This is a genomic window from Noviherbaspirillum sp. FW303-A3 (genome assembly GCF_058788695.1).
This window is the reverse complement of sequence record NZ_JBYTAZ010000001.1, coordinates 3538409-3560150: the sequence shown is the minus strand read 5'-3', so window position 1 is coordinate 3560150 and position 21742 is coordinate 3538409. Positions and strand designations below refer to the sequence as shown.

The 21742-nt window shown below is 59.3% G+C and carries 24 protein-coding genes; 5 read left to right on the top strand and 19 right to left on the bottom strand.

The window, feature by feature from the left end; genetic code table 11:
* Window positions 1–26 precede the first annotated feature (26 nt).
* Together dtd and tyrS are read right to left on the bottom strand one after the other, a co-directional pair.
* Entirely contained in the window at window positions 27–482 is a 456-nt protein-coding gene (gene dtd, locus AC3WOY_RS17210) for a D-aminoacyl-tRNA deacylase (protein WP_492425904.1), read from the bottom strand.
* Window positions 479–1717 (bottom strand): tyrosine--tRNA ligase, encoded by a 1239-nt coding sequence (gene tyrS, locus AC3WOY_RS17205; protein WP_492425902.1) that lies wholly within the window; start codon window positions 1715–1717, stop codon window positions 479–481. Before tyrS ends, dtd begins: the two co-directional genes overlap by 4 nt.
* 374 nt (window positions 1718–2091) lie before the next feature.
* On the opposite strand from tyrS, the gene AC3WOY_RS17200 reads away from it, so the two are divergent.
* Complete coding sequence (locus tag AC3WOY_RS17200) at window positions 2092–3459, top strand: M23 family metallopeptidase (RefSeq protein WP_492425900.1); 1368 nt, start codon at window positions 2092–2094, stop codon at window positions 3457–3459.
* 69 nt (window positions 3460–3528) lie between these two features.
* Window positions 3529–4653, top strand: coding sequence for an anhydro-N-acetylmuramic acid kinase (locus AC3WOY_RS17195; RefSeq protein ID WP_492425898.1), 1125 nt, complete (start codon window positions 3529–3531; stop codon window positions 4651–4653).
* 8 nt (window positions 4654–4661) lie between these two features.
* Here AC3WOY_RS17195 and AC3WOY_RS17190 read toward each other — a convergent pair whose 3' ends face one another.
* The 7 genes from AC3WOY_RS17190 to rplM all read right to left on the bottom strand — a co-directional run bounded on the left by AC3WOY_RS17190 (window position 4662) and on the right by rplM (window position 8867).
* Complete coding sequence (locus AC3WOY_RS17190; protein WP_492425896.1) at window positions 4662–5138, bottom strand: DUF4399 domain-containing protein; 477 nt, start codon at window positions 5136–5138, stop codon at window positions 4662–4664.
* 145 nt (window positions 5139–5283) lie between these two features.
* Window positions 5284–5634, bottom strand: a complete 351-nt coding sequence (gene erpA, locus AC3WOY_RS17185) for an iron-sulfur cluster insertion protein ErpA (RefSeq protein WP_492425894.1) — start codon at window positions 5632–5634, stop codon at window positions 5284–5286.
* Window positions 5635–5685: 51 nt separating this feature from the next.
* On the bottom strand, window positions 5686–6075 hold the full coding sequence (locus tag AC3WOY_RS17180) for a bactofilin family protein (protein ID WP_492425892.1): 390 nt from the start codon (window positions 6073–6075) through the stop codon (window positions 5686–5688).
* A gap of 12 nt (window positions 6076–6087) precedes the next feature.
* Window positions 6088–6732 (bottom strand): DUF6776 family protein, encoded by a 645-nt coding sequence (locus tag AC3WOY_RS17175; RefSeq protein WP_492425890.1) that lies wholly within the window; start codon window positions 6730–6732, stop codon window positions 6088–6090.
* Window positions 6733–6855: 123 nt separating this feature from the next.
* On the bottom strand, window positions 6856–7899 hold the full coding sequence (argC, locus tag AC3WOY_RS17170) for an N-acetyl-gamma-glutamyl-phosphate reductase (RefSeq protein ID WP_492425888.1): 1044 nt from the start codon (window positions 7897–7899) through the stop codon (window positions 6856–6858).
* A 137-nt stretch (window positions 7900–8036) separates the two neighbouring features.
* Window positions 8037–8429, bottom strand: coding sequence for a 30S ribosomal protein S9 (gene rpsI, locus AC3WOY_RS17165; RefSeq protein ID WP_420476851.1), 393 nt, complete (start codon window positions 8427–8429; stop codon window positions 8037–8039).
* A 9-nt stretch (window positions 8430–8438) separates the two neighbouring features.
* A complete protein-coding gene (rplM, locus tag AC3WOY_RS17160) occupies window positions 8439–8867 on the bottom strand; it encodes a 50S ribosomal protein L13 (RefSeq protein WP_492425886.1) in 429 nt (142 codons plus the stop codon).
* A 518-nt stretch (window positions 8868–9385) separates the two neighbouring features.
* Between rplM and AC3WOY_RS17155 the strand changes: the two genes are divergently transcribed.
* On the top strand, window positions 9386–9838 hold the full coding sequence (locus AC3WOY_RS17155) for an OsmC family protein (RefSeq protein ID WP_492425884.1): 453 nt from the start codon (window positions 9386–9388) through the stop codon (window positions 9836–9838).
* Here AC3WOY_RS17155 and coq7 read toward each other — a convergent pair whose 3' ends face one another.
* Window positions 9839–10465 (bottom strand): 2-polyprenyl-3-methyl-6-methoxy-1,4-benzoquinone monooxygenase, encoded by a 627-nt coding sequence (coq7, locus tag AC3WOY_RS17150; RefSeq protein WP_492425882.1) that lies wholly within the window; start codon window positions 10463–10465, stop codon window positions 9839–9841. It lies immediately after the preceding gene.
* A gap of 428 nt (window positions 10466–10893) precedes the next feature.
* Between coq7 and AC3WOY_RS17145 the strand changes: the two genes are divergently transcribed.
* Window positions 10894–11895, top strand: coding sequence for a porin (locus AC3WOY_RS17145; RefSeq protein ID WP_492425880.1), 1002 nt, complete (start codon window positions 10894–10896; stop codon window positions 11893–11895).
* 422 nt (window positions 11896–12317) lie between these two features.
* A complete protein-coding gene (locus AC3WOY_RS17140) occupies window positions 12318–13313 on the top strand; it encodes a porin (protein ID WP_492425878.1) in 996 nt (331 codons plus the stop codon).
* A gap of 74 nt (window positions 13314–13387) precedes the next feature.
* Here AC3WOY_RS17140 and AC3WOY_RS17135 read toward each other — a convergent pair whose 3' ends face one another.
* The 9 genes from AC3WOY_RS17135 to AC3WOY_RS17095 all read right to left on the bottom strand — a co-directional run bounded on the left by AC3WOY_RS17135 (window position 13388) and on the right by AC3WOY_RS17095 (window position 21705).
* Entirely contained in the window at window positions 13388–14221 is an 834-nt protein-coding gene (locus AC3WOY_RS17135; RefSeq protein WP_492425876.1) for a DUF3025 domain-containing protein, read from the bottom strand.
* On the bottom strand, window positions 14214–15260 hold the full coding sequence (pyrC, locus tag AC3WOY_RS17130) for a dihydroorotase (RefSeq protein ID WP_492425874.1): 1047 nt from the start codon (window positions 15258–15260) through the stop codon (window positions 14214–14216). The genes AC3WOY_RS17135 and pyrC overlap by 8 nt, the downstream gene beginning before the upstream one ends.
* 113 nt (window positions 15261–15373) lie before the next feature.
* A complete protein-coding gene (locus tag AC3WOY_RS17125; RefSeq protein WP_492425872.1) occupies window positions 15374–16102 on the bottom strand; it encodes an amino acid ABC transporter ATP-binding protein in 729 nt (242 codons plus the stop codon).
* Window positions 16103–16112: 10 nt separating this feature from the next.
* Window positions 16113–16799 carry an amino acid ABC transporter permease gene (locus tag AC3WOY_RS17120; protein ID WP_492425870.1) on the bottom strand — a complete coding sequence of 229 codons (687 nt, stop codon included), beginning with the start codon at window positions 16797–16799 and terminating at the stop codon, window positions 16113–16115.
* Window positions 16799–17524: an amino acid ABC transporter permease gene (locus AC3WOY_RS17115; protein ID WP_492425868.1), complete on the bottom strand. Its 726-nt coding sequence runs from the start codon at window positions 17522–17524 to the stop codon at window positions 16799–16801. Before AC3WOY_RS17115 ends, AC3WOY_RS17120 begins: the two co-directional genes overlap by 1 nt.
* A 188-nt stretch (window positions 17525–17712) precedes the next feature.
* Window positions 17713–18609, bottom strand: coding sequence for a transporter substrate-binding domain-containing protein (locus tag AC3WOY_RS17110; protein WP_492425866.1), 897 nt, complete (start codon window positions 18607–18609; stop codon window positions 17713–17715).
* 174 nt (window positions 18610–18783) lie between these two features.
* The gene (locus tag AC3WOY_RS17105) at window positions 18784–19152 is read right to left on the bottom strand and encodes a hypothetical protein (RefSeq protein ID WP_492425864.1); all 369 of its coding nucleotides are present in this window, start codon (window positions 19150–19152) and stop codon (window positions 18784–18786) included.
* A 131-nt stretch (window positions 19153–19283) separates the two neighbouring features.
* Complete coding sequence (locus AC3WOY_RS17100; RefSeq protein WP_492425862.1) at window positions 19284–20570, bottom strand: Glu/Leu/Phe/Val family dehydrogenase; 1287 nt, start codon at window positions 20568–20570, stop codon at window positions 19284–19286.
* A gap of 160 nt (window positions 20571–20730) precedes the next feature.
* Complete coding sequence (locus tag AC3WOY_RS17095) at window positions 20731–21705, bottom strand: LysR family transcriptional regulator (protein ID WP_492425860.1); 975 nt, start codon at window positions 21703–21705, stop codon at window positions 20731–20733.
* Between the last annotated feature and the right edge of the window lie 37 nt (window positions 21706–21742).

The following is a 21742-nucleotide window of genomic DNA, read 5'->3' as shown; positions in this document are numbered from 1 at the left end:
GGTTGGGTTGTGATGCGTATTGTGCTTCAGGACAGGTTTTGCGGTTTGATCTGCAACCAGAAGGTGACAGGGCCGTCATTGGTCAGAGAAACCTGCATGTCGGCGCCGAATTCACCTGTCTCCACGGTTGCATGCCTTGCCCGCGCTTTCTCCACGAAATAGTCGAACAGTCTTTTCCCTTCCGCAGGCGGCGCGGCCGGCGTAAAGGAAGGCCGCGTTCCCGACTGCGTATCCGCCGCGAGCGTGAACTGCGGCACCAGCAGCAGGCCGCCCTGTACGTCGGTGACGCTGCGATTCATTTTCCCCGCATCATCCGAAAACACGCGATACGAGAGCAGCTTCGCGAGCAAGGCGTCCGCCTCCTTCTCGGTATCGTTGCGTTCGGCGCAAAGCAGCACCATCAGCCCTTGCCTGATCGCACCGACGGCGGTGCCGCCGACAACGACATTCGCCTCGCGCACACGCTGCAACAGCGCAATCATGCGAGCGTGACGCGCGCGAACTTGCGCTTGCCGACCTGCAGCACGAAGGTGCTGGCTTCGACTTTCAATGCCTTGTCGCTCACCGTCTCGCCATCGATGCGCACGCCGCCCTGCTCCACCATGCGCAACGCCTCGGACGAAGATGCGCACAGGTTTGCCTGCTTGAGCAGCTGGCCAATGCCGATCGGCGCGCCGCTGATGCTGACTTCCGGAATGTCGTCCGGAATGCCGCCCTTGGCGCGGTTGTTGAAGTCTGCCAGCGCATCTTCGGCCGCCTTGTGCGAATGGAAGCGCGTGACGATTTCCTGCGCGAACATCACCTTGATGTCGCGCGGGTTGCGGCCGCCTTCGACATCCTTCTTGAACTGCTCGATTTCGGCGATGGAGCGGAACGACAGCAGGTCGTAGTAACGCCACATCATGGTGTCCGAGATACTCATCAGCTTGGCGAACATCGTGTTACCCGGTTCGGTAATGCCGACGTAGTTGCCCTTGGATTTCGACATCTTTTCGACGCCATCCAGGCCTTCCAGCAAGGGCATGGTCAGGATGCACTGCGGTTCCTGTCCGTAATCCTTCTGCAGCTCGCGCCCGACGAGCAGGTTGAATTTCTGGTCGGTACCTCCGAGCTCCAAATCGGACTGCAGTGCGACGGAATCGTAGCCTTGCATCAACGGGTAGAGGAATTCATGCACCGAAATGGGGGTGCCGGCTTTGAAACGCTTTGTAAAATCGTCACGTTCCAGCATGCGCGCAACGGTATATTTTGCTGCGAGCTGAATCATGCCGCGCGCGCCCAGCGGATCGCACCATTCGGAGTTGTAACGGATCTCGGTACGCGCCGGATCGAGCACCAGGCTGGCCTGGGCAAAGTAGGTCTTGGCGTTTTCCTCGATCTGCTCCTTGGTCAGCGGCGGACGCGTTGCGTTGCGGCCGGATGGATCGCCAATCATCGAGGTGAAATCGCCGATCAGGAAGATCACGTTGTGGCCCAGATTTTGCAACTGCCGCATCTTGTTCAGCACGACGGTATGGCCGAGGTGCAGGTCCGGTGCGGTCGGGTCGAGACCGAGCTTGATGCGCAGCGGCTTGCCGGTTTTCTCGGAGCGCGCCAGTTTTTGCGCAAATTCGGCTTCGATCAGCAGTTCATCAACACCGCGTTTGGTCACTGCCAGGGCTTCCAGCACGGAGTCCGACAAAGGCAGCGACTCGACCGGCTTATTGTTCGTTTGCAAATTCTGGGAGTCGTTCATGGGCTGAGGAAAATTAAGGAATGGCGGTGAAAATTCAATACCATGTGTTTGGTATAATTGCTGCTCATTTTCAACCTTGCAGCAGAGCAACATAGCAGCAAATCGAAAAAGCGGAGTTTGCAACGCGGCACCGCAACCTGTCTGGGACCTTTGTGCAGCCATCCGATTCCACGGCAGCACCCCAAACCGGCTTGTCCGCAATGACTACTTGCAAGCTCACGGGCATTTTCAGAAAACATGTCGATCGCCTTATGGCCGGTGACAGAAGCGTTTTTGTGCGCTCATCACCGCAGCAACCTGGCTGATCCGCCTTCTGGCAGCGCCCTCGGTCAAAACAGCAGATTTTAACTTATTGCATGCTCACTACAGACAAAATCCTGAAACTGGGCTCGAGCAGCAAGCAACTCTTCGCATCGTCGCGCAAAACGCGCGTCGTCTACGCGTCCGCGATCTTCCTCGCCGTCATTGCATTTGGCGCCGCTGGCGTCGCGCCGATGGCGCCGGACGCAGCCGACCTCCCGGTGAAGTCGATCGTCGAAGAACTTGCCATACCCAGCCTGTCGGAGCAGATCGCCAAGCTGCAGTCCGACGACCAGTTTTACCTCCGCGAAGAAAAAGTCCGCCCGGGCGATACGCTGGCAACCCTGCTTTCCCGCCTTGGCGTCCACGACGATGCAGCCGCGAATTTCATCAAGGCCGACCATGTCGCCTACGGCGTCCTCAAGCTCAAGGCCGGCCGCCGCGTCCAGGCGCAGACCAACAGCGAAGGACAGCTCCAGCGCCTGACCGCGGTGCTGAGCGAAGGCAGCGGCCAGCCAGTCCGCAACCTCGTCATCACCCGTGAAGCAAACGGTTTCACCGCTGCCGAAAACTCCGCCGCGGTCGAACGCCGCATCGAAATGCGCACCGGGGAAATCCGCTCCTCCCTGTTTGCAGCCACCGATGCCGCGCAGATCCCGGACCATGTCGCGATGCAGATTGTTGACATGTTTTCCACGAACATCGACTTCGCGTCGGACCTTCGCCGCGGCGACCGGTTCAATGTTGTCTACGAAACATTCTGGCAAAACGGCGAAATCATCCGCACCGGCCGCGTGCTGGCCGGCGAGTTCGTCAACGGCGCCAACAAGTACCAGTCGGTGTGGTTTGATGAACCGGGCAACAAGCAGGGTGGCGGCTATTACACCTTCGACGGCAAGGCCCTCAAGAAAGCCTTCCTGAAGTCGCCGCTGGAATTCAGCCGCGTCTCGTCGGGCTTCTCGATGCGCGTGCACCCGATTTCCGGCAAATGGAAGCAACATAAAGGTGTCGATTTCGCTGCCGCGACCGGCACGCCGATTCGTGCCGCCGGCGACGGCGTGATCGATTTCGTCGGCACCCAGGGCGGCTACGGCAATGTGGTGGTAATCAAGCACTGGAACAACTATTCGACCGCCTACGCCCACATGAGCCGCTTTGCGGCCGGCATGCGCAAAGGCACGAAAGTCAACCAGGGCGAAGTCATCGGCTACGTCGGCAGCACCGGCTGGTCCACCGGACCGCACCTGCACTATGAATTCCGCGTCAACAACGAACCGCGCGATCCGATGTCGATCAACATCCCGAACGCCCAGCCGCTCGCGGGGGCCGACCTGCAGCGCTTCAAGTCGGTCGCAGACGACATGCGCCATCGCTTTGCACTGCTGAACCCGCAAGACAACAGCATCAAGCTGGCGTCGAAGTAATTCGGACTGCCGCATCATCAAACCGTTCAAGGGCCGGTACAATCCGGTGAACCCTTGAACGGTTTTTTTATGCCAGATCTCCAGACCAAGCGTTATATCGGACTGATGTCCGGCACCAGCCTCGATGGCGTCGACGGCGTACTGGCCGGTTTTTCGGCCGATGGGTCGATCAGGACGATCGCTACCGCCTACCTGCCCTTTCACCCCGCCCTTCGGAATGACCTGCTTCGCCTGCAGGCCCCCACCGACAACGAGATCCACGTCGAAGCACTGGCCGCCAACGGACTGGCGCAGGTGTACGCCGAGTGCGTGTCGAAGCTCCTCGCCGAGTCAGGCATCCCGCAAGGAGAGGTGGAAGCAATTGGCGCCCACGGCCAGACCATCCGCCACCGCCCGGAACTTGGCTACACATGGCAGACCGGCAATCCGGCGCTGCTGGCGGAACTGTCCGGCATCGACGTCATTGCGGATTTCCGCCGCCGCGACATTGCCGCCGGCGGCCAGGGTGCGCCGCTCGTGCCGGCCTTCCATCAGGCGGTGTTCGGCAATGAAGCCGAAACCCGCGTCGTCGCCAATATCGGCGGCATCGGCAATATCAGCGTGCTCGACCGCGGGCAGACCACCTTCGGCTTCGACACCGGCCCGGGCAATGTGTTAATGGATGCCTGGATCGGAGAACATGAAGACAAGGCCTACGACGCCAACGGGGCATGGGCCGCAAGCGGCAATGAAATTCCCGCCCTGCTTGCCAACCTGATGGCCGAGCCCTATATCGCGCTGCCGCCCCCCAAAAGCACGGGGCGCGACTTGTTCCACGCAGACTGGCTGAAGCACAAACTGACGGGCCACACATCTGCACATCCGGCAGATGTGCAAGCCACCCTTGCCGCATTTACGGCTGAGACATTGGCAGATGCAGTGGCCAGGCATGCCCCGAGAGCGACTGCCGTTTACGTGTGCGGTGGCGGCGCCTACAACGGACACCTGCTGCAACGCCTTCGTCAATCGCTGCAACACCGCCATCATCCGGCACAAGTGCAATCGACCGATGCACTGGGCATCTCGCCCAATCATGTGGAGGCCCTTGCATTCGCCTGGCTGGCGGAACGTTTCGTCGAGCGCAAGGCGGGCAACCTGCCCGCCGTGACAGGGGCCAGGGGATCGCGCATCCTCGGCGCGCTGTACCCGGCCTGACCGGCGGTTTACTGCTTTTTGCCGAGATCGTTGCGTGCGATCACTTCGACAGTGATTTCCTTGCTGGAAATGTAATAAGGCTTGTGCTCGGCGTCAGCAAAGAGGAGTCGCAAGGTGTGCTTCCCGGGCGGCAGGTCCAGCGTGGCTTCCGTTTCGCCCTTGGCATAGTGGCGATACTTGTCCGTGAAGGGAATCGGCTTGATCAGCATCTCGTTGGTGAGCTTCTGGTTGATCAGCAGATGATGATGGCCGGTGTTTTCCATGCGAATGCCGGCGGGTGCGATTCCCATGCCGACAAGCCCGAATGCAATCCGGAACGGGGAACTAACCTTGTCGCCATCACGCAGATTCACGAAATAGACCGCCTTGGCCTCGGTCACGTAGGGACGGGTGCGTTCGGCGGCGGAATTCGACGAGCAGATGTCCGCTTCAGGCGTTGCCGCTTCCTTCGCCGCAGATGCAGGAAAACTGGCTGCAAACAGCACTAAAAGTGCGTATCGGAGGAGAACCTGCATGATCGGGAGATAGCGAAAGAAAACGGAACATTATATTCCCCCACATTTCATGCAGAATCCGGAAACAAAAAAAGCGCAGGAATAAGCTGCGCTTTTTTGACCTGGGACAAGCTTGTCAGGCGGTGAACGACGATCCGCAGCCGCAAGTCGTGGTGGCGTTGGGATTCTTGATCACGAACTGCGCACCTTCGAGGTCGTCCTTGTAATCGATTTCCGCGCCGACCAGGTACTGGTAGCTCATCGAGTCGATCAGCAACTGGACACCGTTCTTGGTCATCGTCGTATCGTCTTCGTTGACAATTTCATCGAAGGTGAAACCGTACTGGAAACCGGAGCACCCGCCGCCCTGCACGAACACACGGAGTTTCAGGTCGGGATTGCCTTCCTCCTCGATCAGTTGCGCCACCTTCGAGGCAGCACTGTCGGTAAAGACGATCGGATCGGGCATTTCGGTCACTGCATTCATTTCAAGCTCCTGCTAATTTCTAATGGCTTAATTATAGACGCTTGACGGAGATCACGTATTCGACAGCGCGAGTTTCAACACCGGCTCGCCGACCTGATCGTGTGTAAGCTTTCCTGCCACCAATGCACCTGTATGCATTTCCAGCGCCTTGTAGTTCACATCTCCAGTTATGCGGGCGCGTGGCTGCAATTCAAGGAGTTCCGAAGAATAAACCGGACCGACGATCTCGCCGTTGACAACGACGTGCGCCGCACGCACTTCGCCTTCCACCCTGGCGTGCTCGGAAATGACGAGCATGCAGGGCTCGTCCCCTTCGGCGACGACATTCCCCTTGACCTGCCCGTCGATGCGCAAACCGCCCTGGAAACGCACATTACCCTCAATCCTGGTCGAAATCCCGATGAGGCTGTCGATCGTGCCCTTGTTCTTGCGGCCTAACATGCTGGCTCTCCTTTACAAATTCGCGGCTTGTTGTGCGCGGACCTGGCCATTTTCGAGTACGCGTGCCTGGACCTGTTTGGTCGCAGCGCCTTCCGGCAGGGTGAGAACCCCTTCGACACGCTGGTAATGCATGAAGCTGAGTTTGAACTTATCCTGGTCGGCAGGGACTGCCGGGAAGGTCATCATAGCACTTTTGCCGTCCTGCAGAGTTGTCACCATGAGTTGCAAACTGCCAACGAAACGGCGATCTCCCTTGCCGCCTTGCATGATGAGCAAGCGATAACGAAGCTGGTTTGGCGCAACGTGATCTATCTTCAGGCGCCGGATCGAGACACCCACCGGCCCGGTGGCGTTGGGTAGGAGACTTTCAAAAAATGCAAGATCTTCCTTCAGGCGCGTATTCTCGGCCTCCAGCATCTTTACCTGTGCCGCGAGCTGCTTTTGGGCAGAGCGCTCGATATTGAGCTGGCTTTCGGCGGCGTTCGAGGTCGTGGAGAGTTGGTCGCGCTCCACGGTGATCTGCTCGAGCCGCTCCTTGAGCTCGACGAGTTGCGCGCGCGCATTGTCGGGATTGACGGGCAAGAACTGGCCGGTACCATAAAACCACATTGCAGCAGCGCCGGCGATCGCTGCGACGAGGACAATCAGGATACGCATCGGCCATGGCGTCCGCGTCCTAATTGTCATCCTTGGCGACGACACGGACATGCGCCGCCGCCAGAGCCGTAACTTCATTGAATTGAAAAACGACGTCGATTGGGTCATGCAGAATCCGGTTGCTTAGGGCAATACCGGAATGTGCATCAAACCTGCCGTTTCATCAATACCGAACATGATGTTCATGCACTGCACGCCCTGCCCTGCCGCGCCCTTGACCAGGTTGTCCTCGACCACGAGGATCACCAGCAGGTCGCCGCCATCGGGACGATGGACGGCGATGCGCAGCTTGTTCGACGCGCGCACCGAACGTGTTTCGGGATGGCTGCCGGCGGGCATGACGTCGACGAACTTTTCGCCCTTGAAGTGGTTTTCATACAACGCCTGGAAATCGGTGTCGCGCGCCTCGGGCAGGATGGTCGCGTACAGCGTCGAGTGAATCCCGCGGATCATCGGCACCAGGTGCGGCACAAACGTCAGGCCGATCTTGCGATCTGCAATCGCCTGCAGGCCCTGGGTGGTTTCCGGAAGATGGCGATGCCCCTTCACGCCATACGCCTTGAAGTTATCCGCCGCTTCAGCGAGCAGCGTGTGCACTTCCGCCTTGCGGCCTGCGCCGGAGACGCCGGACGTGCAGTCGGCAATCAGGTTCGACTCATTCACCAGCGGCTTGCCCTGCGCGAGCAAGGGGGCATAGCCGAGCTGCATCGAGGTCGGATAGCAACCGGGCAGGCCGATCACGCGGGCTTTCTTGATCGCTTCGCGATTCACCTCAGGCAGGCCGTACACCGCTTCCTCAAGGATATCGGTGCAGGAGTGCGGCATGCCATACCACTTCTCGAATACCGCCGGATCCTTCAGGCGAAAATCCGCGGCGAGGTCGATCACTTTCACGCCGGCTGCGAGCAGCTCGCGCGCCTGCGCCATCGCCACGCCATGCGGCGTCGCGAAGAACACGACGTCACACTCGGTCAGCTTCGCCTTTTCGGGAGTGGAGAACGCCAGATCGACGTAGCCGCGCAAGGAAGGATACATGTCGGCGACCGGCATGCCATCTTCCTTGCGGGACGTGATGGCGGTGAGTTGTACATGGGGATGCGCAGCCAGGAGACGGAGCAATTCCACGCCCGTGTACCCTGTGCCGCCGACGATGCCGACCTTGATCATGATTTTTCCTTGCCGAAGTGATTGAACCTGAATCCAAAATTTTAACAGCGGCGCCCCGCATATCGCTGCGGCGCACCAGAAAACAAAAAGCCGCCAGGCGCAAACCTGGCGGCTTTTCGATGTTCTGAAAACGCAGATTAGCGCTTGGAGAACTGCTTCGCGCGGCGTGCTTTGCGCAGACCGACTTTCTTACGTTCGACTTCACGTGCATCACGGGTGACGAAGCCAGCCTTGGACAGTTCTGCCTTCAGGCCTGCATCGTAGTCGATCAGCGCACGGGTGATGCCGTGGCGAACCGCACCTGCCTGGCCGGACTCGCCGCCGCCATGCACGTTAACCAGGATGTCGAAACGCTCGACATTGCCAGTCAGTTCCAGCGGCTGACGGATGACCATCAGACCGGTTTCGCGGGAAAAGTATTCCGCTGCCGGCTTGCCGTTGACAACGATATTGCCGCTGCCTGCCTTGATGAAAACGCGAGCCACTGCACTCTTGCGACGGCCGGTTCCGTAGTTGTAGTTACCGATCATGTCCGTTCCTTAGATTTCGAGTGCCTTGGGTTGCTGGGCGGCGTGCGGATGGTTGCCATCTGCGTACACCTTCAGCTTCTTGATCATTGCGTAGCCGAGCGGGCCCTTGGGCAGCATGCCCTTGACGGCCTTCTCGAGCGCGCGGCCCGGAAAACGCTGTTGCATTTTCAGGAAATTCGTTTCGTAGATACCGCCCGGATAGGTCGAGTGACGGTAGTAGGTCTTGTCCAGAGCCTTGTTGCCGGTCACGCGCAGCTTGCCTGCGTTGATGACGACGATGAAGTCGCCCGTGTCGACGTGGGGAGTGAACTCAGGTTTGTGTTTGCCGCGCAGACGGAGTGCCACTTCGCTGGCGACACGTCCGAGAACTTTGTCCGTAGCGTCAATCACGAACCACTCGCGCTTCACCTCATGGGCTTTGGCGGAAAAGGTCTTCATGATGATGTCCTAAATTAAAAAATACTCGCTCAAATTAGCGGCGGTTCCGCTTGTGAATCCAGCGGACTCAACCTTGTTATCTTTTCCTGAGCGAACGGAAAGCCTTAAATTTTAGCCTTTTCAAGGACTTGGCGTCAATTCGAATCTTCGCATCGCACCCGCCAGGCGAAAAAAAAACCCGACGCGGCTACGCATCGGGTTTGAATCCACACCAAAGGAAGAGGGTGGAGGAGACATCTTTTGGCCGCCTCGCGCTCGCGAGAAATTAACGACCAGCAACTAAATTCTAGTCAATTTTATTGTGCAATGCAAGATGAAATCCCAAGGAAACGATTTCCACGAGCAAGAAATTCCAAGAAAAACCTATTTAAATTCAAAGAACTACGCACATTTCCATGATGCCGCCTTTCTGATCAAGGTATGCACTTCTGCCGCAGGCTCGCATCCGCGATCTGTTGCCAGACCAGCCATTTTCAAACCAGTTACAATGAGCGCCTTCAGAATCAAGCGAGAACATCATGGAATGCACTGTACGTTGGACCGGTCTTTCCGGCATGACCTTTGTGGCAGAAACGGGATCGGGCCATGTCGTCGCGATGGACGGCGCCCCTGAAGGCGGCGGCCGCAATTTAGCGCCACGGCCGATGGAAGTAGTCCTGGCGGGCACCGGCGGCTGCACCGCCTATGATGTCGTACTGATCCTCCGGAAGAGCCAGCAGGACGTGCGCGGATGCGACGTTACGCTGAAGTCGGAGCGCGCGGAGAAGGATCCCAAGGTTTTCACCAAGGTCCATTTCCATTTCACGGTACGCGGGCGCAACCTCAAGCCGAGCCTTGTCGAGCGTGCGATCAAGCTGTCCCATGAAAAGTACTGCTCAGCGTCGATCATGCTCGAGAAGACCGCAGAGATGACGCACTCTTTCGAGATCGTGGATGATCTCGCAGACAACACAAGCGTGACGGGACAGTAACTATATATAGTAAGCAGTCGTGGTCATGACCTTGGCCATGGCGCGCATTGCCGCCTGCACCGGTGCGGGCGTCGCCGCCGCCCCCATCGCCTGGGCTGCCGCACCGTGCTCAACCTCATCCACGCGCATCTGCTCCACGATAGCCCGCGACTTTTCATCGGATGGGGGCAGGAGGGCGAGGTGGCTCGCCAAGTGCGCCTCCACCTGCCGCTCGGTTTCCACGACGAAGCCAAGGCTCTGCGCATCGCCGATGCGCGCGGCCACGGCGCCGAGCGCATAGGCACCCGCATACCAGAACGGGTTGAGCAGGCTCACGCGGGATCCCAGTTCCTGCAGTCGCTGCGCGGTCCAGGCAAGATGATCTTCTTCCTCACGTCCTGCCTGGTGAAACTGGCGCTTCAATTCATCGCTTCTTGAAAATGCGCCCTGCGCATCGTAAAGCGCCTGCGCGCACACCTCGCCTACATGGTTGACGCGCATCAGGCCGGCACTGCGGCGCCGCTCCGCTTCATCGAGCCGCCCATCCGCGATTTTTGCCGCGGGATTAGGACGGGAGGCAGAGGCAACGCCTGACACCACGCGGACGACCTTGTCCATGCCGGAAATAAACTCATCGATATTCCACATCAGTTGATCCCTGTCCCTAAAGAATCGGCACACTGCAAAAAGCGCGAAACAAAAACAAAAAAGCCCAAATACCAACAAATTGAAATTCAAAAGTTTGCCAGCAACACCGTGCAAAATTTTGCCAAGACAATACCTGTAGTAAAAAATTTACAAAACAAAAACAGAATTACCGTCCAAGCCCACCTTTTATTGCCCTAACAACATTAATTTTCATCTCGATGTTGTTACAAAGCCACATGATCGGCGGCGATGTCTCAGAATCACCAAATTCTCTTTGCCCAAAATGGGGACATTTGATGAAATCGCTAATAGCTTCTTGACCAAAGCGTTCGGAAGTGTCGGCGGGGACGTTACCACTAGTGGCTTCGCTGAGTGCATTAATAGGCAATTCAAAAAAATTTTAGCACGCCAACCCTTGGAGATAATTAATGAAGAAATCGCTTCTCGCACTGGCAGTTCTGGGTGCATTTGCAGGTGCAGCACAAGCTCAATCCAACGTGACCATCTACGGTTCGTTCGATGGCGGCGTCCGTCACACCACCAACGTGAATGCAGCCGGCGACAACAACCTGACCATGGGCTCGAACGGTACGTACAACTCGAACCGTATCGGCTTCAAAGGCGTTGAAGACCTCGGCGGTGGCCTGAATGCCCACTTCACGCTGGAATCCGGCTTCAACACCGGCACCGGCGCACTCGACGCAGCGAACACCCTGTTCAACCGTACCGCTGCTGTCGGTCTGGGCGGTGCCTGGGGCTCCCTGGACTTCGGCCGTCAGTACACGGTTCCGTTCAAGACCATCGCTGCCTACGATCCGTTCGGCTACAAGTATCCTGGCATCGCTGACGCTGTTGCTTCGAGCGCCGGCGTTCGTTACAACAACGATGTCCAGTACATCGGTACCTTCGGTGCGGTGACGGTTCGCGCTGAATACGCACTGGGCGAAGTCCCCGGCGACACCGGCGCCAGCTCCGCGAAGTCCATCGGCGGCACCTTTGCATCCGGCCCGCTGTCTGTCGGCGGCGCATACAACCAGCGTGAAAACGCAACGGGTACGCTCGACACCGACTACTGGACCCTCGGCGCAGCCTACAAGTTCGGCCCGGCTCGTGTAACCGCAGGCTACGTGAACCAAGAGGCTGAGGCAGCTGCAGGCGCGGATGCCAAGACCCGCTGGATGTGGGCTGGTGTCAACTATGCAGTTTCCCCGGCTGTTGAGCTGACTGGCGCGTTCTACAAGACCAAGCTGAGCGGTGCGACCACTGGCGACAAGGACAACCTGATGCTCGGCGCAACCTACGCTCTGTCCAAGCGCACCAACCTGTACGGCCTGATCACGAACAAGAAGTTTGACGGTGCCGCCACTGCTCTGTCTGCTGGCAACCGCCGCCAGCGCGACATCGCTGTTGGTGTGAACCACCTGTTCTAATCGGGTTGCGCGGCCAGCGGCTGGCCGCCAATTCAATTGGGTATGAAACGGGCTCGAAAGAGCCCGTTTTTTTATTGCCCGCCGATTAAAGCGGCAGGCAATACCTGCCGTTATTGCGCAGCCATGCGATTATCCTGCGGCTCCTTGCAGCTTCCGAATATTTGCACCATTTAGGTGCAAATCATTATCACTGCGCCATTGCTCATGCGCCACTTCGTTGCAAGAACACCACAGAAGCGCCTAGAAGCAGCTGCAAAACCGAAATTCTCTTTGTGGTCAGTCCCGATATTTGATGAAATATCCACCAGCTACCCGGTTAAATAAATGATCAGGAAGCTTCCTTCGGCAGGGACGTTCTCACTAGTGGCCTTGTCGAACGCACTACAAAAATCTTAGCTCGATAAACCTTTGGGGATTATTCAATGAAAAAATCGCTTCTCGCGCTCGCAGTTCTGGGTGCCTTCGCAGGCGCAGCTTCCGCACAAACCAACGTCACCATCTACGGTGTTGCTGACGTCGGTATCGCACGCACTGACACGAACGCACCGGGCACCGAGGCAACCTGGAGCCTGAACAGCGGCATCCAGTCCGGCAGCCGCATCGGCTTCAAGGGCACGGAAGATCTGGGCGGTGGTCTGTCCGCAATCTTCCAACTGGAAAACGGCTTTGCAATCGACACCGGCGCCCTGGGCACCGCTAACACCCTGTTCAACCGTCAGGCTTTCGTTGGCCTGAAGGGCGGCTTCGGTGCTGTGACCTTCGGTCGTCAGTACTCCCCGTTCCACATCGCTGTGGACACCATCGACCCGTTTGAAACCGGTCTGGCAGGCGACGCTTCCGGCCCGTTCGGCACGCTGGCCGGCTACCCGATCCGCGTTAGCAACGCTATCGCTTACTCCGCTCCGGCAATGGGCGGCATCTCCGCTTCCGCCATCTATGGCCTGGGCGAAGTTGCTGGCAGCCAAGGCGCTGGCCGTCAACTCGGCGTCGGCGCTGGCTATGCTAACGGCCCGCTGAATGTTCAGTTCGCGTACCACGCTTCCGACCTGCGCGCTACCGCAGCTGCAGCTGATGCAGACAACACCAAGCTGTTCCTGGGCGCGAAGTTCAACTTCGGCGTTGCAAACCTGCACGCAGCATTCGGCAACAGCGAAGCTGAAACCGCAGCCGGCTCCACCAAGGCTCGCAACTACCTGCTCGGCGTTTCCGCTCCGGTTGGCGCTGGCACCGTTCTGGCTTCCTGGAACCGTACCGACTTCCGCACCGCAAATGCTGAGGCAGACCTGTTCGCGATCGGCTACACCCACGCACTGTCGAAGCGTACCAACCTGTACACCTCCTACGGCCGTCTGGATCAAGACGCAGTTGTGGGCGCAGACGCAAACGTGTTCAACGTTGGTATCCGCCACAAGTTCTAATCAACCGCGGGCGTAAGCCTGCCTTGATTTGAATGCAGTATCGAAAAGGCACCTTCGGGTGCCTTTTCTTTTTATCAGCCTCGTTCCTGCCGTTTTGGCCGGAAGACGGATGTGTCGGCATAAAAGGCGGCATCCTGCCCTTCCTGCCATCCGGGCACGCCAAGGATAGGCAAGGGCGTGAAATCCGCGCTGGCCAGCCCTTTTTGAAGTTGTGTGGAAACGATGACGTCCAGGCGGGCCATCCTTTCCGCCGCCGGCAGCTCGAAGAATGAAGCGTCGACCAGCACCGGCCATGCGTGTGCGGTAATTGCCTTGTACGGGCGCACAAGTTTTTCCATCAGCGCGTGGCCGAACAGGCACACGTCGCAGTCACGCCAGAAGGTATCCCGACACTCCATGAACGCCTCAGTCCACCGATGCGCGCGGAGCGCGTCCAGCAGGCTTGGGTTGCTGGTGACAAGCAGGGCGGCATTCTCATCGAAGAGCGTCGCCGCATCGCGCACCCTGCCCCTTACCTTGCCCCCTTGCGACGTACCCTGGTCCTGAGCACGCGCAATTTCGGCCGCCTGCAGTGCATTGAGCTGAACCTTGATCTTTGGAAAAGTGAGCCAGACGAGGGCGTTGAAGAAGTCGTGCAGATTGTCGCGCGTCGGTACACCGCCGCTGGCACTGATGAACGCCTCATAGGCCATGCCGTCCGGCAGGCTGGCTTGGGGAACGAAGCGGACCGGTTTGCCGAGGTGATTGCGAAGACCGGCGCGCTGTGCTGCCTGGTTCAGAGCTTCTCGCCAGCCTTCGGCCTGCAGGAGTGGTTGCGCCGCTTCCCAAATGTTCCCCAGCCAGGGGCGCCGCCAATCGATCTCTGCGAGGAATGGCGCCCCTTCAACGGAGCCGACAACGTCAGGCAAGCTTCCAGCCAATCGGCTCGCCGCCATTCAGCGGCACGACGGTCGTTTCGCCCATCGGCACTTCCGTGGGGAGAGTCCAGGTTTCACGATGCAGCGTAATGGTGCCGTTGTTGCGCGGCAGGCCGTAGAAGGCCGGACCATTAACGCTGGCGAAGGCTTCCAGCTTGTCCAGCGCGCCGGCTGCGTCGAATGCCTGGGCATACAGCTCCATCGCATGCAAGGCGGTGTAGCAGCCGGCGCATCCGCAGGCGTGCTCCTTGAGACCCTTAGGATGCGGCGCGGAGTCGGTGCCGAGGAAGAATTTCGCGCTGCCGGAGGTAGCCGCACGCACCAGCGCCTGACGGTGCTCTTCACGCTTGAGGACCGGCAGGCAGTAGTAATGGGGGCGGATGCCGCCCTTGAAGATTTCATTGCGGTTATACAGCAGGTGGTGCGCGGTGATCGTCGCACCGACCGGCCCGTCGGCGTCGGTCACGTACTGGGCGGCATCCTTGGTGGTGATGTGCTCGAACACCACCTTCAGCGCAGGCATGTCACGGCGGAGGGGTTCCATTACCTTGTCGATGAAGACGGCTTCACGATCGAAGATATCGACCGCCGGGTCTGTCACTTCGCCATGCACGAGGAAAGGCATGCCGACTTCCTGCATGACTTCGAGCGCTTTGTGGCATTTCGACAATTGCGTTACGCCGGCGTCGGAATTGGTCGTCGCGCCGGCGGGATACAGCTTTACCGCATGCACAAAGCCGCTATCCTTGGCGCGGCGGATTTCATCGGGCGGCGTGTTGTCCGTGAGATACAGCGTCATCAAGGGTTCGAACGCCATGCCGGCAGGCAGCGCGGCCAGGATGCGGTCACGATAGGCGGAGGCCTGGGCCGTCGTCGTGACCGGCGGCTTGAGGTTCGGCATGACGATCGCGCGGGCAAACTGGCGCGCGCTATGAGGCAAAACGCTGGCCATTGCCGCGCCATCGCGCAGATGCAAATGCCAATCGTCGGGACGAGTGAGGGAGATGCTGGAAATGATTTGGGTAGGCATGGCGGTACTTTCTTGAGAGTGCCGTTATTTTACCCGCCGCGCACGCCCCATCGGGCACAAAAAAGCCGTTTCGGCCGGACGGCGGAAACGGCTTCGGGGCTGCGATGAAGGTGTCAGTGCGTAATGATCTTCGCCAGGAAATCCCGCGCACGGTCGGAGCGCGGCGAGCCGAAGAACTCGTCCTTGGTGCAATCCTCGACGATGAATCCCTTGTCCATGAAGACCACGCGGTTGGCGACCTTGCGGGCAAAGCCCATTTCGTGGGTCACCACCATCATCGTCATGCCTTCCTGCGCGAGGCCAACCATGACGTCGAGCACTTCATTGATCATTTCCGGGTCGAGTGCCGAGGTCGGTTCGTCGAACAGCATCGCGATCGGGTCCATCGACAGCGCGCGGGCGATTGCCACACGCTGCTGCTGGCCGCCGGACAACTGGCCGGGAAATTTGTCCTTTTGCGCGATCAGGCCGACGCGGTCAAGATACTTCAGTCCCTTCTCGGCCGCCTCTTCCTCGCTGCGTCCCAGCACCTTGACCTGGGCCAGCGTCAGGTTCTTGCGGATCGTCAGGTGCGGGAACAGTTCGAAATTCTGGAACACCATGCCGATGTTCGAGCGCAGTTTCGGCAGGTCGGTCTTCGGATCGCCGACGGACACGTTGTTGACCAGAATCTCGCCCTTCTGGAACGGTTCCAGTCCGTTGACCGTCTTGATGAGGGTCGATTTTCCGGAGCCGGACGGGCCGCAGACCACCATCACGTCACCCTTGGCAACGCGGGTCGTACAGTCGGTCAGTACCTGGAAGCTTCCATACCATTTGCTGACATTTTTGATTTCAATCATTTCGTTATCCTTAGCGAATGATGGCGATACGCTTCTGCAGGCGCTTGACCAGCGTGGACAGCATGAAGCAGAGTGCGAAATAAACGATGGCGACGAACAGGTACATCTCGACCACGCGGCTGTCGCGCTGCGCGATCTTGACCGATGCACCGACAAAGTCCGTGACGTTGAGCAGCGATACCAGCGACACGTCCTGGAACAGCACGATGGTCTGTGTCAGGAGAATCGGCAGCATGTTGCGGAATGCCTGCGGCAGGATCACCAGCTGCATCGACTGGCGATACGTGAGTCCCAGCGCATAGCCGGCGTAGACCTGTCCCTTCGGGATACTCTGGATACCGGCACGCATGATCTCGCAGAAATACGCTGCTTCGAACATGATGAAGGTGATGTATGCCGAACGGTCAGCGCCGAGCTGGATCGGCCGCTCCGAACCGGTAATCGCCTGCAGCACCACCGGCACCAGGAAGTAGAACCAGAAGATCACCAGCAGCAGCGGGATCGAACGCATCAGGTTCACGTAACCGGCGGCCAGCATCGAGAGCGGCTTGAAGGCCGACAGGCGCGCCATGGCGAGCAAGGTACCGAAAATTGTTCCACCGATAGCGGCTACCACCGTCAGCTGCAGGGTGTATTGCAGGCCGGTCAGCAGGTAGGGCCAGGTGCGTACTACGACGTCAAAATCGAGATCACCCATTATTTGCCTCCTGCGATGTAACCGGGCACGGCGACCTTGCGCTCGATGAATGCCATCACGCGATTCGCCGTCATTGCGATCACGACGTAAATCAGCGTCGTTGCGGCGAAGACTTCGAAGTACCGGAAGGTCATCTCGCCCATTTCACGCGTACGGAAGAAGAGTTCGACGAGGCCGATGGAATACGCCACCGCGGTATTCTTGATCAGATTCATCACCTCCGACGTGAGCGGCGGGATGATGATGCGATAGGCCATCGGCAGCAGCACGTAGCGGTAAGTCTGGATCTGCGTGAGCCCCAGTGCATAGCCGGCATTGCGCTGCCCGCGCGACAACGACTGGATGCCGGAACGCACCTGCTCCGCGATACGCGACGAGGTAAAGAAGCCCAGGCAAACGACGGCCGTGACGAACTGATGTTCAGTCGGATCCAGCGTCACTACCCATGCCTTGACCGCCGGAATGATGCCTGGAATAACGAAGTACCAGACGAAAAACTGGACGATCAGCGGAATGTTGCGGAACAGCTCGACATATGCGTTGCCGAGCTTGACCAGCCATGGCTTGTCCGTGGTGCGCGCCACGCCGATGATCGAACCGAGTACGAATGCCATGATCCAGGCGAGTGCCGCGGTGGACAGCGTCCAGCCCAGGCCGGAAAGCAGCATCTCGATCCAGGTTCCGTCGCCGTCAGGCACCTGCTCGAAAAAAATCCCCAAATTCATTATTGTTTCTCCCAGCTTGCGCAGCTTTGCGCCGCACAATGGGCCGGCGCGTTTGCCCCGGCCCCAAATCGAAGTTTCTGCGCAGGTCAACTTGCGCAGAAAATTAAGCAGCTTCAGCTGCGGCCGCAGCTAAAAAAAAGCCGGAATGGCGATGACGCCCGTCCGGCCCTGCTTCTCATGCGAAGCGATTACTGAACGCCCTTGTCGTTCGGGTTCTTGAATGCCTCGCGGATTGCCGGGGTCATCGGGAAGTTGATGTTGATGCCCTTCGGCGGAACCGGGCTCTGGAACCACTTGAAGTAGATCTTCTCGATCTCGCCCGACTTCATCACGCCGCCGACGGTCTTGTCGACCAGCGCCTTGAACTGCGGGTCATCCTTGCGCAGCATCATGCTGTACGGTTCCTGGCGCAGCGATTCCTGGATGATCTTGAAGTCGCTCGGGTTGCGCGAGTTGGCGATCTGGCCAGCCAGCAGGATGTCGTCCATCACGAAGGCTTGCGAACGGTCGTCGGCCATCAGCAGGAAGGATTCCGCATGGTCCTTGCCGTAGATTTCCTTGACATCGACGGCCTTGGTCTTTTCGTAGGCCTTGAGCAGCGGAACCGAGGTGGTGCCGGACGTGGTGGAGATCGTCTTGCCGCCGAGGTCGGCCAGCGAGTTGATATTGGACGTCTTCTTGACCGCCGCGGTCACGTTGACCACGAAGTAGGTCGGGCCGAAGGCGACTTGCTGCTGGCGCACGACGGAATTGGTGGTGGAACCGCACTCCAGGTCGATGGTGCCATTCTGCAGCAGCGGGATACGGTTGCTGGACGTCACCGGCTGCAGGTTCACCTTCAGGTTGGGCAGCTTGAGTTCCGTCTTCACCGCGTCGACGATCTTCATGCACAGGTCCATGGCATAGCCGATGGGCTGCTGCTTGTCGTCGAGGTAAGAGAACGGTACGGAAGACTCGCGGTGACCAACGGTAATGGTGCCGGTATCCTTGATCTTCTTCAGCGTTCCGGTCAGGTCTTGCGCTTGAGCCGTGCCGGCGATTGCTCCGGTGGCGATCAGGACGGTGATGAGCTTCGATAGTTTCATATTGTCTCCAGGAAAATGTTGCGAGGCCTAGTGTACCAAAAGGAATGCTTTAAAAGCTGACTAGAAGGCATTCCCCAAGCCGGCTTTCAAAGTGAATCCCTTCATTGCGAAAAACGTGCCTTAGCGACGTCACGTTGACTGCCTGCGATTCGCATCACGATGGTGCGCGAACCCTTACGTGGTACTACGCACCCGCACCCTGCACTGACGACCATGCCGGGAACGGGATTCTTGAACCAAGTGCGGAACTGCTGTAGATCTGCCCTTCGTTGACCGCCGCCCCGTATCGCGATCGATCAGGGCCTGGAAGGGAGCGATGTCCTTGCGCGGCTGGATGGCGTAAGGCTCGGCGGAGAAAGCATCGCCTGCCGCGACGAAGCCATTGGAATTCTGCGCATGGGCACGCAGACCAAACAATAGCACGTCATTCGGCGGAAATGCTTCGGCTTGTTGTTGCCGTGCACGCGGGAAGCTGCTCTGGCGCTTCGCTGCACGCGAGGGTGACGCCCCGCCTTTCGGGGCTGCCGGGGATAAGGCATGCATAAGGTCTCCTGCTCATGCTGTGCTGCAACCAAGCGCCGCCTGCTTGTATTGTATTTGTGGCGGCAGCTTGTTTTCCATGCGGCGGGTCCGTTGCCCGCCGCTCTTTTCTTACTATAGTCCTTCGGGCGCGATCAGGGATAGAGGCCGCGCATCTCGCGCGCCTGCAGGACCCGGGTACATGCCACGATGAACGCGGCCGTGCGCAGCGATACTTTCTTTTCCTCGGCGAGCTGCCAGACGGCGGTGAAAGCTTCGCGCATGATGCGCGTGAGCCGCTGGTTGATCTCGTCTTCGGTCCAGAAGAAGCTCGAAAAATCCTGCACCCATTCGAAGTAGCTCACCGTCACACCGCCCGCGTTGGCGATAACGTCGGGCACGACCAGAACGCCTTTTTCGTGCAGGATGTCGTCCGCCGCCGGTGTCGTCGGGCCGTTGGCACCTTCAAGGATGATCTTCGCGCGGATCTTGTCGGCATTGGCCTCGGTGATCTGCTGCTCGAGCGCGGCCGGGATCAGGATGTCGCAATCCACTTCCCAGAAACTGCCGCGATCGGAAATGGCTTCCGCTCCGCCGAACCCGGCGACGCTGCCGTGCTGCTTCACATGCGCCTGTAATGCGGCGACGTCGATACCGGTGTCGCGCACGATAGTGCCGATGTGGTCCTGGACAGCAACGACCTTGGCGCCCGCCTCCGCGAACAGGCGCGCCGCGATGCCGCCCACGTTACCGAAGCCCTGCACGGCGATACGCGCACCCTTGATATCCAGCCCGCGCTTTGCCGCCGCTTCGCAGCCGACAACGTACACGCCGCGGCCGGTCGCCTCGTGGCGTCCCAGGCTGCCGCCGAGGGAAATCGGCTTGCCGGTGACGACGCCGGTGGCGGTGCTGCCCTGGTTCATGGAGTAGGTATCCATCATCCACGCCATCACCTTCTCGTTGGTGTTGACGTCCGGCGCCGGGATATCCTTGTTGGGGCCGATGATGATGTTGATTTCGCTGGTGTAGCGGCGCGTCATGCGCTGCAGTTCGCCGGTCGACAAGGTGCGCGGATCGACGCGGATGCCGCCCTTGGCGCCGCCGTACGGCACGTTGACCGCGGCGTTCTTGACCGTCATCCAGGCGGACAATGCCATCACTTCCGACAGCGTCACATCCTGGTGGAAACGCACACCGCCCTTGCCCGGGCCGCGCGACGTATTGTGCTGGACACGGTAGCCTTCGAAATGCGCGATGGTGCCGTCGTCGCGCTCGATGGGCACGTCGACGATCAGGATGCGCTTCGGGCGCTTCAGGGTTTCGACCCAGCGTGCGAGGGTGCCGAGGTGCGGCGTGACGCGGTCGATCTGTTCGAGGTAAACGCCCCAGGGGCCGATTTCGTGCGGTGTCAGGTAAGACGGCACTTCGTGTTTGCTGGACATGCTGCCACTGCTCCTTGTAGGTTCAGTCGCCCTCATCGGATATCGATAGGTGCGATACGAATGGCATGCTATTGCAACGCGTTGCAGCAAATCCAATGCTTTGTGCGCATGTAACTATGCATGAAATGCATAGTTTAAACATATCGGGAAATGGAGGGGATCAGGCGCCTGCGCGGCTCGTGCTGCGCTTGCGCGCCCGTGCTTTTGCCTGCGCCTGGCTGCGCTGCACGAGATAATCCCACAGGCGCGAAACGACCGGCTTGCCCGGGCGCTGCGCGGTCGGACGCTCGCGGTAGAGGCGGATTTCCATGTTGACCTCCCACTCTGCGTTTCCGCCGTCGGCGCGTGCAAGCTGCTTCTGCTTGAGCTCGCGCGTGACGGCCGATTCCGGCAGGAACACGACGCCATGGCCCTCGAGCGCCATCATTTTGAGGCCTTCTGCCATGTCGGTCTCGTAGCGTTTTTCGAGGTGCAGCGGACGCTTGGCATCGGTGAGGATCAGCTCGACCATGCGGCCGAGATAGGCGTTGCTTGTGTAGGACAGGAAAGGCAGCGGCGACTTCGCGCTGCCGGGCAGGGAAAACTCCGGTGTACCGCTGCGGTCGCAACGTGCATAGGCCCGCAAGGCTTCGTTGCCAAGGGTAAGCATCTCGTAGCGGCTGGCATCGAGCTGCACCGGCTGGCGCGGATGGTGGTAGCACAGCAGGAGGTCGCAGCCACCCTCCACCATCGTCATCACCGCATCATGCACGTTCAGCGCGATCAGGCGTGTACGGAGCGTGCCGAAGCCCTGCTCCAGCTCCGTCATCCACTTGGGCATGAAGGTGAGCGAGAGCGTGTGCGGCACGGCAAAGTCGACGGTGGTTTGCGCGGTGGGGCGCTTGCCACGCAGGAGTGCGCGCGCGTTGTTGATCTGGCCCAGCATTTCCAGCGCCTGCTCGTAGAACACTTCCCCCGCAGGCGTCAGCCGGGTCGGATAGGAGGTGCGGTCGATCAGGTCGGCGCCCAGCCATGCTTCCAGCGACTGGATGCGGCGCGAAAATGCCGGCTGCGTCACATGGCGCAACTCGGCCGACCGGCTGAAGCTGCGGGTCTCGGCCAATGAGATGAAGTCTTCCAGCCACTTGGTTTCCATGGCGCTATGTTAGTCGCGTTCGGCGGCGAAGCAAAGC